The following is a 14,066-nucleotide window of genomic DNA, read 5'->3' as shown; positions in this document are numbered from 1 at the left end:
TGCCACTCGCGTTTCGGCGTTTCATGAAACACTGATGAAACGTCGATGAAACACGGCGACCTCGCGTAAACGACGACCCCCGATCCGTCCGAGGCGCGAAGATTGCCGGCGAGGAGACCATGCGCAACACCCCGAACGACCGCGGCATCAGGCCGCGGCTTTGCTTCATCAGCTACAAGCACCTGAGCCGGTTCGCGATGACGGTGCTGGACGAATACGCGGATCGCGCGGACATCGAGGTGGTCAACGCCTCGTTCGAGGCGGCCCTCGATGCCGCTCGCGAGCGCATTCGCGATGGCTCGACCGACGCGCTGATCAGCGCCGGCGCCAACGCCACCATCCTGCGCAATGCGGTGGTGGCGCCGGTGGCCACCATCAAGCTGTCCGGCTTCGACATCCTGCTGGCGCTGCTCAATGCGCGGCGCATCTCGTCCAAGGTCGGCGTGGTGATGTACGGCACCTGCATCCCCGAGCTCGATGCCGTGCGCGATCTGCTGAGGATCGAGGTCGCCCAATACGCCTACCGCACGCCGGACGAGGCGAGGCAGTGCTTCGAGCTGCTGGCCCGTGACGGCTACGAAGTGGTGGTCGGCTCCAGCATCGTGGTCGAGTTGGCCGAGCAGTACGGTCTGCAGGGACGGCTCGCCTACTCGCTCGGCGCGGTGCGCCAGGGCATCGAGGACGCGATCGAACTGGCACGCGTCGCGCGGCTCGAGGCCGGCCGCTACGAGCAGCTGAACGGCGTGCTGCACAACCTGCAGGAGGCGGTGCTGGCCGTCAATCGCGACAATCGGGTGATCGCCGTCAATCCGCCGATGGAGACCTTGCTCGGGCGCGTGCGCGCCCGCCTGCTGGGCCAGCATCTGGACGACATCGAGCCGGCGCTGTCGCTGCAGGCCACGCTGGACAGCGGCCTGCAGGAGCGCGGCAGTGTGCTGCGCTACGCCCAGCGCGACTGGATCGCAAACCGCACGCCGATTCGCGAGCACGGCGAGACGGTGGGCGCCGCGCTGACGCTGTACGACGCCCGCAATATCCAGGATGCCGACGCCAGCCTGCGCAGCCAGCAGCGCCGCCATCAGCCCACGGCACGCCATCGCTTCGACAATCTGGTCGGGACCAGCCCGGCTTTCCTGCGCGCCTGTCAGACAGCCAAACGCTTCGCCAGGACCGATCTGACGGTGCTGATCTCCGGCGAGAGCGGCGTCGGAAAGGAGCTGTTTGCCCAGGCCATTCATAACGACAGCAAGCGCGCGAACAAGCCCTTCGTCGCGGTCAACTGCGCGGCGTTTCCCGAGGCGCTGCTCGAGAGCGAGCTGTTCGGCTACGAGGAAGGCGCGTTCACCGGGTCACGCCGCGGCGGCAAGCGCGGCCTGTTCGAAGCCGCTCACACCGGCACGCTGTTCCTTGACGAGATCGGCGACATGCCGGTTCCGCTGCAGACGCGGCTGCTGCGCGTGCTGCAGGAGCGGGAGATTGTGCGGCTGGGCGGCGGCGTGCCGATTCCCGTCGACGTGCGCATCATCGCGGCAACCCACCAGCCGTTGCCGCAGCGGATCGCGGCGAAGCAATTCCGGCAGGACCTCTACTACCGCATCAACACGCTGCAATTGAGCCTGCCGCCGCTGCGGGAGCGGCAGCGGGACATCGAAACGCTGGCTGCCGTGCTGCTGCGGCGCAGTCTGGACCGGGTTGACAGCGGCCTCGACGCGAAGGCCCTGCTTGCGCCGTTGCGCGAGCGGCTGCTGGCCTATCGCTGGCCGGGCAATGTGCGCGAGCTGGAGAACCTGTGCGAACGGATGGCGGTGTTCTTCTCGCAGTGGCCGCGCGTCGACGCGATCGCGTTCGACGAGCTGCGCCATGACTGCCCCGAGCTCTTTGGCGTGGACGCCGACGGTTCCGGCGCCAACGCCGCGCCTCGCGAACGGGTGCTCGAAGTGCTGGCCGCATGCGGCGGCAATCGGCAGCAGGCGGCCCAGCTGCTGGGCATCAGCCGGGCGACGTTGTGGCGATGGGTCAAGGAAGCGAGGGAGCAGCCCTCGCCGCCCACTACTTCGGACCGCTGATCCGCGGCAATCAGACCTCGCCCATCGCCGGGTCGCTGACCGTATGCCGACCGGTCTCGACGCGGCCGGCAAAGCGGCGATAGAAGGCCGGATCGCTGCTGCACGTCACCGCGAAGTCGTACCACTGGCCGCTGTCGGCAAGCGACCAGTGACGCAATGCCGTGCCGCCCGCGGCAACATCCACTTGCCATGGGCCGTCGGCGCGATAGGCCAGCGGCGTGATGGCGAACTGGCAAGCGGCGGCGCCCGGATTGAGCAGGTCCACGTAGACATCGCCATTGGCGATGTCGTAGCAGACGCGGATCTCGGGCGCGGCCTGCGTACCGCCGAGCCGGTTCAGATCGCCCTTGAAGTGCCGGTGATAGCCGTTGGGGCCCAGCACCCACAGATCGTAGCGGCCGAAATTGTCGGACGCGGCGTTCCAGGTATCGGACAGCGTCTTGCCGGCCTCGACCATATAGCGGCGTGGAATGCGGTCGAGCTTGTGGCCGTCGTAGACGTGGAACACGGCGGCCTGCGTCCCGGTATTCGAGAACAGCAGTTCGACCTGGCCGGACGCCTGGCACCGCGCGCTGGTATGCAGCTCGTAGGGAAGCGCGCGCGAAGGACGCGTGCCCGGTGCCTGCAGCGGCAGCGCCATGTCGCGCGGCACCGGCACGGCCGGCAGCCGCTGCTGCGCGGCGCGCAGCGCGTCGGCGGCGTCGCGCGTGGTGCGGCCGGCCAGCGTCGGCAGCGCTTCCGAATTGGGCGTCTTGAAATTGAACGCGCTGGTCAGGTCGCCGCAGACGGCGCGCCTGAACGGGCTGATGTTCGGCTCCTGCACGCCGAAGCGGGCTTCGAGGAAGCGCAGCACCGAGGTGTGGTCGAACACCTGCGAATTGACCCAGCCGCCGCGGCTCCACGGCGAGATCACGTAAAGCGGCACGCGCGGGCCCGGCCCATAGACACGGCCATCCGGCGCCGGCTGGCTGGTGCTGCCCTGCGGCGGCGGCTGCGTGAAATACTCCGGCGCCAGTTGCTCCTCGCTCAGCGTCGTCTTGCCGGCGTACGTGTTGTCCGGATTGCGGGACGGCGCCGACGGCGACGGCACGTGATCGAAATAGCCGTCGTTCTCGTCGAAATTGACGATCAGGACCGTCTTGCTCCAGACCTCGGGGTTGGCCGTCAGCGCATCGAGGACTTCCTGCAGGAACCACGAGCCTTGCACCGGGCTCGACGGCCCCGGATGCTCGCAGTAGATCGACGGCGCATTGATCCACGACACCTGCGGCAGCTTGCCTTCGCGCACGTCGCGCTTGAAGGCATCAAGATACTGGTCCGGCTGGCTTCCCGGCAGCGTGTTGGCGACGCCCTTGTACAGCGGGTTGTTGGCGTTGTCGGTCGCCGCATCGTAGGCGTGATACGGCAGCGGCTGGCCCGTATCGTTGTACGGCGCGCCCGGGGCGCCGCCGCTCGACACCGGAAAGCCAGATGCCAGATTGGCCCGGCGGAACGTCTGGAAGGCGCCGAGCATGTTGTCGCCCCACTCGTCCGGCATGTTCTGGTAGCTGATCCAGCTGATGCCGGCCTCTTCCAGCCGCTCGGCATAGGTCTTCCACGTGTAGCCGATGTTCGCGTCCGACGGGATGCCGTTGATCGCATCCCACTCGTTGTTGACGAAGGCGACGTTCTGCGGCACCGGGCCGTTGGTGCCGGTCAAATGGAACGACCGGTTCGCGTCGGTGCCGGTATGCATCGAGCAGTGATAGGCGTCGCAAATCGTGAACGCGTTGGCCAGCGCAAACTGGTACGGGATCTCCTGTTCCTTGTAATACCCCATCGACGTGTCGGTCTTGGCTACCGGCCAGCGCGACATGCGGCCGTGGTCCCACGCTTCCTGGCTGTCCTTCCACGAGTGCGGCGTGCCGGCGACGCGCTGCGCGTTATTGGCGGTGCCATCCAGATGGTAGGGGGTGATCACCGTGCCATTGGCGCGTTCCTGCTGCCAGACCTTGCGGCCGTTTGGCATCGGAATCGTGATGCGATCGCCGAATCCGCGCACGCCGCTGAGCGTGCCGAAGTAGTGGTCGAACGAGCGGTTCTCCTGCATCAGGATCACCACGTGCTGCACGTCCATGATGGTGCCGGTGGCGTTGTTGGCCGGAATGGCCAGCGCGCGGCGAATGCTCGGAGGAAAGGCGGCCAGCGCGGCGGCCGAAAAACCGGCAGCCGCGCTCGCCTGCAGGAATCTGCGGCGAGAGGTCATTTCTGTTCGTTGTTGTGGTAGGAGGCAGAGCGCGCGATGGCGCAAGGTACGCCGGTTGACGGAGTGCGGGCGTTCGCTCAGGGCGCGCAGCGCAGTTCCGGCTTCGGTGTCTCCGGCGGCCTGGGCGTTTCGCCCGGCTTGTCGTCGTCGCCGCCGCAGGCTGTCAGCACGGCAGTGGTCAGAAGAACGGCCAACAGCGCTCTCGTCATTCTCAGGGCTTGCATTGGGACCTTCGCTGGCGTGGAAGAAGGATGGGAAAGATTCCGGATCGACAGGCGTGCCGCTCCGGAAAATCCCGCCAGCCTAGTGCCGATGCATGACGGCACTGTGACCCGAGCCCGAACTCCCGCACAAGTTGTGAAGTGGCGGCTGTCATCCCGACGTCATGGCGCTGACATCGCGCTCCGGTACGGTGCCGGCTTCGGCTGTCCGGCGTCCCGCTGAACGCGGGCGCCGGCGCCCATGGTTTCCCGATCGCCGCCCTGCCGGTACCATCCCGTCATCCCAGCCGCCTTTCGCCATGCCATCGAACAGCCGTCGTCAATTCCTGAAGATCGCCAGCACCGGCGCCGCCGCTGCCGCCACGCTGGCCGCATTCCCGCCTGCGATTCGCCGCGCCCTGGCCATTCCCGCCAACAACGCCACCGGCACGATCCGCGATGTCGAACACGTCGTGATCCTGATGCAGGAGAACCGCTCGTTCGACAACTACTTCGGCACGATGAAGGGTGTGCGCGGCTTTGGCGACCGCTTTCCGATTCCGCTGGCCGGCGGACGCAACGTGTTCGAGCAGACCTATACCGAGAACGGCGTCAGCCGCATCGTGCTGCCCTACCACCTGGACAGCAGCGCAGGCAATGCGCAGCGCGTCAGCGGCACGCCGCACAGCTATCCCGATGCGCAGGACGCCTGGGACCTGGGCCGCATGAACCAGTGGCCGACGTACAAGGAACCGCATTCGATGGGCTTCTATACCGAAGCCGAACTCGACTTCCAGTACGCGCTGGCCAACGCCTTCACGATCTGCGACGCGTACTACTGCTCGTTCCACGGCGGCACCAATCCGAACCGCCTGTTCCACTGGACCGGGACCAACGATCCTACCGGCGCGATGGGCGGCCCTGTCATCGACAACCGCGGCGATTCGCTCGATGCAACGAGCATCAGCTACCGCTGGACCACCTATCCGGAACGGCTGCAGGCGGCCGGCGTCAGCTGGAAGGTCTATCAGAACCTGCCGGACAACTTCACCGACAACCCGCTGGCCGGCTTCAAGCAATACCGCGACGCCAACGCGGCGCGGGGGAACCAGCCGAATGGCAGTCCGTATCCGCCGTACACGCCGGCCGACGAATCGATCAGCCCGCTGATCAAGGGCATCGGCAACACGATGCCCGACGGCGGCTTTCTGCAGGCGCTGAAGGACGATATCGCGGCGGGAACGCTGCCGCAGGTGTCGTGGATCGTGGCGCCGGCCACCTACTCCGAACACCCGGGACCGTCGAGCCCGGTGCAGGGCGCCTGGTATACGCAGGAGGTGCTCAACGCGCTGACGGCCAATCCGGAGGTCTGGAGCCGCACGGTGCTGCTGATCAACTTCGACGAGAACGACGGCTTCTTCGACCACCTGCCGCCGCCATGTGCGCCCGCTTTCGACAACGGCACGCTGGCCGGCGCGTCGACGGTGGCGACCGACGGCGAATATCACACCGACGGCAATCCCTATGGCCCGGGCCCGCGCGTGCCGATGTACGTGGTATCGCCGTGGAGCCGCGGCGGCTGGGTCAATTCGCAGGTGTTCGACCACACCTCGGTGCTGCGCTTCCTCGAGGCTCGCTTCGGCGTGATGGAGCCGAATATCAGCGCGTACCGCCGCGCAATCGCGGGCGACCTGACCTCGGCGTTCAACTTCGTCAATCCGAATACCGAGACGCTGCCGTCGCTGCCGACTCGGGACAAGACCAGTGCGGACGCGATCCGCACCGCGCAGGGCCAGCTGCCGCAGGTGCCGCTGCCCGCGACGAGCGCGCAGCAGTTGCCCGCGCAGGCAACCGGAACGCGGCCGTCGCGCGGGCTGCCGTACGAACTGCATGTCAGCGGCCGCGAAGACGCCAGTGGCCGCGCGATGTGGCTGCTGTTCAGCAATACGGGAACCGCCACCGCGGTGTTTCACGTCTACGACCGCCTGCATCTGGACCGCGTGCCGCGCCGCTATGCCGTCGAACCGGGCAAGCAGCTCGATGGCCGCTACGACGTCTTTGCCAGCGACGAGGGCCGCTACGACCTGTTCGTGCTCGGGCCCAATGGATTTCACCGCAGCTTCCGCGGCGACGTCAGCACGCTGGGCACCGCGGGCGCCAGCGCACCGGAGATCCGTGTCTGCTACGACATCGCCAACGCGGCGGTCTATCTGACGATGATCAATGCCGGCGCCAGTGCCTGCACCTTCACCGTGGTGCCGAACGCCTATCGCGACGACGGTCCGTGGACCTTCGAGGTGCCGGCCGGCAAGCAGCTGGACCAGCACTGGCCGGTCGGATCGCAGGGCAATTGGTACGACTTCACGGTGACCACCCAGCAGGGCAGCTTCCGCCGCCGTTTCGCCGGGCGCATCGAAACGGGCAAGGACCTGGTGTCCGACCCGGCGATGGGCGAACGCGACTGATGGCTTGAACGCTTGAGGGCTTGAGTCCGCTTCAGCCGAGGCGGCGCTCGCGCTCCGCCCGCAGCTTTTCGTAGTAGGCCCGCTTGGCGGCGTACATGCGTGCGTCGGCCTGCTTGACCGTGTCGGTCAGGCGCTCGCCCACCGCACAGGTCGCCGCGCCGATGGCGAAGTTCAGTGCCGCCCCGGGATAGAACTGGTTGTTCAGCTCGACGACCTGCTGGATCTGCGCGACGACCGAGGCCGCGGCATGCTCGTCGCGGTCCGGCAGCAGGACCATGAACTCGTCCCCGCCGACACGGGCCACGCAGAAGCCGTCGCCGACAGCCTTCTTCAGGACCTCGCCCGCGCGCCGCAGCAGCGCATCGCCATCGGCATGGCCGAGGTTGTCATTGACCTGCTTGAGCCCGTTCAGATCGACCGCGATCACGCTGACCGGCCACGGGCCCTTGCGGCCCAATCGGGCCAGCTCGTCCTCGTAGTAGGCGCGGTTGTACAGCTTGGTCAGCACGTCGTGCTTGCCGAGAAACTCGACATAGGCCTCGGCCTTCTTGCGCGCGGTGATATCGGTCAGCGATACCAGCACCTGATCCCATTCCGCCTCATGGCCCGGGAACACCGACCACTGCATGTACACATCGACCTGACGGCCGTCCAGCGCATAGTTGACGATCTCGCGCTGCTGCCACAGCTTCTCGTTCCACAAGTCGACCAGCTGCTCGGCGAAATGCTGATGCATGTCGTCCCGAAAAACGTCGCCCAGGCGGGAATACAGCACCGCTTTCGACGGCGCGCTGAACATCAGCAGCGTCTGCTGGTTGACGTCGATCACGCGGATTTCCTGCATGCAGCGCGCGACGAAATCGGGATGCACATTCAGGAATGTCCGGAAATCGGTGATGCCGGCCGCCCGGACCTCATCGAGCAGCACCTTCACTGCACTGAAGTCCTCGACCCACAGCGACACCGGAGAATGCTCGAACAGCCCGACCGCGTATTGCCGGCTATTGCGCAATTCGCGTTCGGCACGCTGGCGTTGCGTGATGTCGTCGATCGACAGCAGCACTCGATCCCAGTGCTGCTCGTGGCCGGGCAGTACGCGGCCGGACAGCTGGATATCGAGACGCTGGCCATCGAGCGTGTAGTTGACCGACTGGCCCGAGAAGGTCCCCTTGCCTTCCCACAGCTGCACCAGTTCTTCGACATGCTGCTCGAACATGTCGTCGCGGAACACCTTGTCCAGATTGCCGACGAGGTCGGCGAGATCGCGGGCGCCGTAGAGCTCCAGCGTGCGGCGATTGACATGGACGATCCGCATCAGCGACGAACAACGGGCAACCTCGTCGGGATGACCGTGCAGATGGGCACGCAGGTCGACGATGCCCGCGGCGCGCAGGCCGTCCAGATGCCGTTTCAGGTCGCTATAGTCTTCCAGCCACAACGAGACTGGCGCGAGATCGAACAGGTTTTGGTAGTCGTCGACGATCGACGCGGTGCTATCGGCCTTCAAGGCGGGGTCCTCTGATTCCTGGCTGGCGTGGCGCCCGCGGCGGGCCGGATGGCCCTGCCGCTGCGCCGGCAGGCCACGCAAAGCCCGTAGCATAGGGCACCGGGCCCCGGATGGGAAATCCCGCGATGGTACGGGAGCTGGCGCTGGCGCCTAGGTTCCCTCGATCTTGAAGCCGATGTCCTTGATGAACTTGCCCCAGCGGGCATGATCGGTCCTGATCTGCGTGGCAAAGGCGTCCGGCGTGACGGCCTGCGGCGGCAATACGCCGACGCCCGCCAGGCGCTTGTGATAGGCCGGATCGGCCAACACCTTGCGCACCGCGGCCGATACCGCCTCCACGGTCTCCTTGGGCATCGCCTTGGGACCGAACAGCGCGAAATAGCCGCTCAGCTGCTCCATCTCGGGGAAGCCGAGTTCCCGGAACGTCGGCGCACCGGGAGCCAGTTCGGAACGTTCCGGAATCGTGGTGGCCAGCACCTTGGTCTTGCCGGCCTGATACAGCGGCACGCCCGTGGTCAGCCCGTCGATCATCAGCGGCACCACGCCGCCGACCAGATCCTGCGTGGCCGGCGCCGAGCCCTTGTACAGCACCGGCTCGATATGGGTGCCGGCAAGCCGATTGAACAGCAGCGGCCCGAAGTGCGACGAGGTGCCCGGGCCGTACGAGGCCGAATGCAGCGGTTTGCCGGGGTTGGCCTTGGACCAGGCGACCAGCTCCTTCAGCGACGAGAATGGCGCGTCCTTGTTCGCGACCATCACGACCGGGGCCTTGCCCAACTCCGCCAATGCGGTCAGATCGGTCAGCGGGTCGTAGGGTACGCGGTTGATATGCGCCCCGGAGGTCGCCGACGAGCCCAGCGTCACCAGCAGCGTATGGCCATCGTTCTTCGCGCGAATCACGTCCTGCGTGGCAGGGATCGTCGCGCCGCCTGGCTTGTTCTCCACGACCACGGACTGGCCGATGACCTTGGTGAAGTAGTCGGCGAACAGGCGCGCCACCACGTCGGTACCGCCGCCCGGCGGATAGGCGACCACCAGACGGATCGGCCGGCTCGGCCAATCGGCGGCCCATGCCTGTGGCGCCAGACCATTTGCCGCCAGCGCTGAGGTGGCACAAGCCGCCGCACCGAGGAACTGTCGTCGATCCATGCTGATGTCTCCGGCTGTCGTTTTGAAGTCCGCTGCTGCCGGTTCATCTTAATGGCTGTTCCAGGCCGCGACATGTTGGGGTTTTCCGCCATTTTCCGCAGAGCAGAACGACGGCGATTGAGCCACGGCGGCGTCGGCTCAGGTACCGCTTTCCTGGTCCGGTACCAGCTTGATGGTCAGCGGTGCCAGCGCCGGGCCGGACAGCACGCTGCCATCGGGCGCGAAACGGCTGCCATGGCATGGGCAGTCCCAGCTTGCCTCGACCGCATTCCAATGGACGATGCATTTCATGTGCGTGCAGACGGGCGATACCGCAAACAGCCGTCCAGCGGGATCGCGATAGGCCGCGACGCGTTCCCCTTCCAGCTCGGCAATCGCTGCGCTTCCCGGTGCGAGGCTCTGCAACTGTTCGTGCTGGCGGCGCGTCAGATAGTCCTGGATCAGCGCCTTGCCCATGCTGACCACTTCCTCGGCGGTGCCCTTCGCCGATTTCACGGCGGTCAGCCGCGTTGCCCTGTAAAGCTCGCTCCAGCGGTTGTCGGCCCCGAGAATCCGGTCAGCGATGATGGCCGCGGCCAGCGTGCCGTAGGTCAGGCCGTCGGTCGCGAAACCGGTGGCCACGTAGCAGCCAAACGCGTCCTTGCCGATATAGGGCAGCCCGTCCGGCGACGGGAAGTTCTGCGCGGACCAGCGAAAGGCAACTTGGCGAATGCCGAGACGCTGCCTTGCCGAGTCTTCGAGCCTGGCCATGGCGGCGGCCGCGTCATGCTGACCCGTCTTGGCCGTCTGGCCGACGCATACGAGGTAGTTGCCCTGCGTGGTATCAAGACCGCGCACCGACAAGCGCTCGCTGCCTTCGGCGTAGAAAATCCCCGCGGGAAACGAGTCGCCGTTCAATGGCGCAGCCAATCCATACTCGCGATGCGGCACCATGCCGGCCTGCATCAGATGAAAGCCGCTCGGCGAATGCGTGGCCAGAACGATGTGCTGGGCCTTGACGCTGCCGCGCTCCGTTCGCAGCAGCTGTTGCGAGCGGTCCAGCTCGATCACCGGCGAGCGCTCGAAGATGCGGCAGCCATTGTCGGCGGCATGCCGGGCCAGCGCGAGCACATAGGCAAGCGGATGAAATTGCGCCTGCTGCTCCAGCACCAGCGCATCGCCGTGGGCATGCGGCAAGCCCGGAGGCAAGACGCCCTCCCTCCGAATTGCTAGGCCGGCGGCCAGCGACGCCTCGAACTCGGCCTCGATCCCGTCGCGCGCATCGGCCGACGCCGGATAGCGAACCAAAGGGCAACGCCGAAACGCGCAATCGATGCCGAGGCGATGAACGTGTTCTTCGATCCAATCGACCGCCTCGCCGCGCGACTGGGCGACCTGCCGTACTACGTCGTCGCCCCACTTCTGCCGAATGGCGCGCAACCCGCTGCTGACCGTCGCATAGAGGTTGCCGGTGGAATTGCCGGTATCGCCGACGCCCAGGGCATTCGCTTCCAGCAGCACCACGCTGCGCCCCGCCAGCACGAGACGCCAGGCGAGGCTGACGCCAGTAATGCCGCCACCGACGATCGCGATATCGGTCTGGATGTCCTCGACCAGCATCGGACATCCTGTCGGGTTGGTCGTGCCGCGCCAGAGGGAGGTGGTCATGTCGAGTTCCTTGCGGCGTTGTTGATGGCGTTGTCTGGCACGTGGGCTACTTTGGCGATCCTTTCATCCCTTGCCAGCGTTCTCGCGGTCCAACCGTGCCATCACCCCCTGCACGATCCGATCGCAGCGCACGCCACCGAATTCGTACAGATCGCGGCCGGCCAGATCGACCTCGCGAGCCAGCGCCTCCCGCAGCAGGCTTCGTGCACGGAAATGCCGGCTGCGGACGGTTGCCTCCGGAATGTCGAGACACTGCGCGGTCTCCTCGACGCTCATTTCCTCGACTTCCCGCATCACGAATACGAGACGAAACGCCTTCGGCAAGCGGTCCAGCTGACGCTCGATCAACCCGCGCAACTCGGTACGCGCGAACGCCCGGTCGGGCGCATCGTCGTCGGGTGCGGGATAGTCGTGCTCCATAGCGTCATCCCCCGATGAAGCCACCATCGGAATCACCTTCTCGCGGCGCGCGTGCCGGCGCAATCGACCGAGACATTGATTCAGTACCAGCCGCGACAGCCAGGTCGCCAGCGCCGCATCGCCGCGGAATTCGCCGATCGCGCGATAGGCCGAGAGATAAGCCTCCTGCAAGGCGTCCTCGGCTTCCGCGTCGTCGCGCAGCGCGGCCCGCGCCAGACGATACAGGCGCCTGTTGTTCCGCCGGATCAGCAACTCGAACGCCGAACGATCGCCCGCCGCGATACGCCGGGCAAGCTCCTGGTCATCGTGATAAGGATTGCCGGTGGCGAGCGCCGTTGCACTGGAAGGGATCATCGCTTGCGAACCTCAAGCACCGCCTGCATGGTCGGATGGAGCGTGCAGACATAAGGCAGCGATCCTTGGCCCTGCACCACATGCTCCCATGACGCACCGGGCGCGATATGGCCGGAATCGAAGCCCTTGCCGTCCGACGCGGTCGCGGTATGCGGCACGAGATCGTGATTGACCCAGACGACGCGATCGCCGCGGTGCAGCACCAATGTCGAAGGACGGAATTCCATGCCCTCGATGGTGACAATATAGGTCGCCGCGCCGACTTCCGTGCCGCCAAGGATCGCCGCCATCAGCAGCGATCCCAGCATGGTCCCCCGGCTGCGAATCATGGCTACTTGTTCCTGGCGCCAGTCTTGCCCTTGGGCAGCGAGGCTTGCAACTGCTTCGCATGCTCCAGATGCGCAACGAAGGCAGGCCGTACCTTGACCAGCAGCGCCTTCAGCTCGGCATTGCTGGCGTTCGGCACCAGGGTCTTGTCCAGGGCATTGAGCACGGCCTGGTGGTAGTCGACCTCCTGATCGACATAGGCCCGGTCGAACGCCTCACCCTTGAGCCCCTTCAGTTTGGCGATGTTTGCTTCCCCTCCACGCTTCAGGGTCTGGGCGGTCGGGTTGTCTTCGGGCGTGAGGTCGAGCTTCCTGGCCAGGTCCATTGCGGACTGGTTGACGCTGGAGTGGTCGGTGACCATCAGGTCGGCGAACTGCCTCACCTCCTTCGACTTCGCCTTCGTTCGGGCCAGTTCGCCGGCGTCGATGTCGACCTGGTTCGCTGTGACGACGATGGCGGCGATCTGGGCGTCGTTGGGTGCCTGTGCCCATGCGATTGCCGCAGCGCAGCACAGGGATAGGGCTGTCAGCACGTGTTTCATGGCATCGCTCCTCCATCAAGTGGATCCGGTGGCCGCCGCCGGAAGGCGTGGGCGATCGGGTCCTTTCATGGAGATGGATGTCACGAGGGCAGGCGGCGTTCCGGGGGAAAGCGCCACCATCGAGACGCACTCCCGATCATCCCACTGCCCCGGCCTCCGCCCCCAGCCTCTCCCGCACAAACCCCAAAAATCCCCTCACCCCCTCCGGCAACGTCCGCCCCGCCAAGGTCTGCAGTTCGATCGAACGTCCCTTCATCCCGCGCTCCCGTATCACGGCAGCGTGCAGCTCCCCACGACGCAGCCGGTCTCCCACCGTCACCGCACCCGAAATCGATAACCCGCCGCCATGCAGCACAAAGCTGGTCAGCGTCTCGAAATGATTGGTGACCAGCACCGGCTCGAACACGATGCCGCGTTCGCCGGCGGCGATGTCGAACAGCTGGCGCACCGTGTTGTCGGCCTCCGGCAATGCCAACGGATACGGCTGCATCTGGGCCAGCGTCACGCTGCGAAAGCGAGCGAGCGGATGGTCCGGGCGCATGATGGCGATCACCGGTGCCGGCTGCCGATGCTCGACGCGGATGCCCTGCTCGCCTGCGCGGCTATAAGTAATCCCGATATCGGCGTCGCCATGCAGCACGATGCCGGTGACTTCAGCGGGCGGTGCCACGCGTACATGGAAATGCAGGCCCGGATAGCGCTCGCGGAATTCGGCAATGCATCGCGGCAGGAAGTCGATGGCAAATCCAGCCGAACTGGCAATGCGTACACGTCCGCGCCGCAGGCCCTGCAGCGCGGCGATTTCCGAGACGACACGGTCGGCTTCCAGAGCGCCGCGCAATGCGTAGGCGGCCAGTAATTCCCCAGCCGCACTGGCCACCATGCCGCGCGGGCGGCGATCGAACAGCGGCACGCCCAGCAGCGCCTCGAGCGAGGCCACCTGGCGGCTGACCGCCGATACCGTGACATTGAGCCGCTGGGCGGCTTCGGTCAGCGAGCCGCTACGGACCACTTCGAGGAAATAGCGCAGCGAGGTGTCCTGCAGGCGGTGCGACAGCATCGGTTCGGGTCTCCGGCGGGAAGGTTTCCAGGTCTGGTTTGCGTTTTACGCAAGGATATTTGAAATAATCGTCGATTGTGCGAAA

General features: G+C 66.1%; 10 protein-coding genes. 2 read left to right on the top strand and 8 right to left on the bottom strand.

Going from position 1 to position 14,066, the window contains the following annotated elements:
* Positions 1–119 precede the first annotated feature (119 nt).
* Positions 120–2,066: a propionate catabolism operon regulatory protein PrpR gene (prpR, locus tag FOB47_RS05325; RefSeq protein ID WP_174780197.1), complete on the top strand. Its 1,947-nt coding sequence runs from the start codon at positions 120–122 to the stop codon at positions 2,064–2,066.
* A gap of 10 nt (positions 2,067–2,076) precedes the next feature.
* Here the strand turns inward: prpR and FOB47_RS05320 are convergent, their stop codons facing one another.
* Positions 2,077–4,311, bottom strand: coding sequence for a phosphocholine-specific phospholipase C (locus FOB47_RS05320; RefSeq protein ID WP_174780196.1), 2,235 nt, complete (start codon positions 4,309–4,311; stop codon positions 2,077–2,079).
* Between the two features lie 520 nt (positions 4,312–4,831).
* Here FOB47_RS05320 and FOB47_RS05315 point away from each other — a divergent pair.
* Positions 4,832–6,976, top strand: coding sequence for a phosphocholine-specific phospholipase C (locus FOB47_RS05315; protein WP_174780195.1), 2,145 nt, complete (start codon positions 4,832–4,834; stop codon positions 6,974–6,976).
* Positions 6,977–7,007: 31 nt separating this feature from the next.
* Here FOB47_RS05315 and FOB47_RS05310 read toward each other — a convergent pair whose 3' ends face one another.
* From FOB47_RS05310 to FOB47_RS05280, 7 genes are all read right to left on the bottom strand, one after another.
* On the bottom strand, positions 7,008–8,483 hold the full coding sequence (locus FOB47_RS05310) for a sensor domain-containing diguanylate cyclase (protein WP_174780194.1): 1,476 nt from the start codon (positions 8,481–8,483) through the stop codon (positions 7,008–7,010).
* Between the two features lie 150 nt (positions 8,484–8,633).
* Positions 8,634–9,632: a Bug family tripartite tricarboxylate transporter substrate binding protein gene (locus FOB47_RS05305; RefSeq protein ID WP_174780193.1), complete on the bottom strand. Its 999-nt coding sequence runs from the start codon at positions 9,630–9,632 to the stop codon at positions 8,634–8,636.
* 138 nt (positions 9,633–9,770) lie between these two features.
* Positions 9,771–11,279: an FAD-dependent oxidoreductase gene (locus FOB47_RS05300; RefSeq protein ID WP_244959296.1), complete on the bottom strand. Its 1,509-nt coding sequence runs from the start codon at positions 11,277–11,279 to the stop codon at positions 9,771–9,773.
* 63 nt (positions 11,280–11,342) lie between these two features.
* A complete protein-coding gene (locus tag FOB47_RS05295) occupies positions 11,343–12,053 on the bottom strand; it encodes an RNA polymerase sigma factor (protein WP_174780192.1) in 711 nt (236 codons plus the stop codon).
* Positions 12,050–12,382: a cupredoxin domain-containing protein gene (locus FOB47_RS05290; protein ID WP_390884796.1), complete on the bottom strand. Its 333-nt coding sequence runs from the start codon at positions 12,380–12,382 to the stop codon at positions 12,050–12,052. Before FOB47_RS05290 ends, FOB47_RS05295 begins: the two co-directional genes overlap by 4 nt.
* A 2-nt stretch (positions 12,383–12,384) precedes the next feature.
* Positions 12,385–12,921: a DUF4142 domain-containing protein gene (locus FOB47_RS05285; RefSeq protein ID WP_053823955.1), complete on the bottom strand. Its 537-nt coding sequence runs from the start codon at positions 12,919–12,921 to the stop codon at positions 12,385–12,387.
* Between the two features lie 136 nt (positions 12,922–13,057).
* A complete protein-coding gene (locus FOB47_RS05280) occupies positions 13,058–13,981 on the bottom strand; it encodes a LysR family transcriptional regulator (RefSeq protein WP_053823956.1) in 924 nt (307 codons plus the stop codon).
* Positions 13,982–14,066: the final 85 nt, after the last annotated feature.

Origin of the sequence: Cupriavidus gilardii (assembly GCF_013347325.1) — a bacterium.
GTDB classification, from domain to species: domain Bacteria; phylum Pseudomonadota; class Gammaproteobacteria; order Burkholderiales; family Burkholderiaceae; genus Cupriavidus; species Cupriavidus gilardii.
Note: the sequence above shows the minus strand (reverse complement) of the source record. Positions and strands in the feature narration are given on the sequence as shown.

Bases quoted from the DNA above. Each gene is read 5' to 3' on its own strand.
- FOB47_RS05295 (WP_174780192.1), bottom strand. From the start codon at position 12,053: ATGATCCCTTCCAGTGCAACGGCGCTCGCCACCGGCAATCCTTATCAC.
- prpR (WP_174780197.1), top strand. From the start codon at position 120: ATGCGCAACACCCCGAACGACCGCGGCATCAGGCCGCGGCTTTGCTTC.
- FOB47_RS05280 (WP_053823956.1), bottom strand. From the start codon at position 13,981: ATGCTGTCGCACCGCCTGCAGGACACCTCGCTGCGCTATTTCCTCGAA.
- FOB47_RS05290 (WP_390884796.1), bottom strand. From the start codon at position 12,382: ATGATTCGCAGCCGGGGGACCATGCTGGGATCGCTGCTGATGGCGGCG.
- FOB47_RS05300 (WP_244959296.1), bottom strand. From the start codon at position 11,279: ATGACCACCTCCCTCTGGCGCGGCACGACCAACCCGACAGGATGTCCG.
- FOB47_RS05315 (WP_174780195.1), top strand. From the start codon at position 4,832: ATGCCATCGAACAGCCGTCGTCAATTCCTGAAGATCGCCAGCACCGGC.
- FOB47_RS05320 (WP_174780196.1), bottom strand. From the start codon at position 4,311: ATGACCTCTCGCCGCAGATTCCTGCAGGCGAGCGCGGCTGCCGGTTTT.
- FOB47_RS05305 (WP_174780193.1), bottom strand. From the start codon at position 9,632: ATGGATCGACGACAGTTCCTCGGTGCGGCGGCTTGTGCCACCTCAGCG.
- FOB47_RS05285 (WP_053823955.1), bottom strand. From the start codon at position 12,921: ATGAAACACGTGCTGACAGCCCTATCCCTGTGCTGCGCTGCGGCAATC.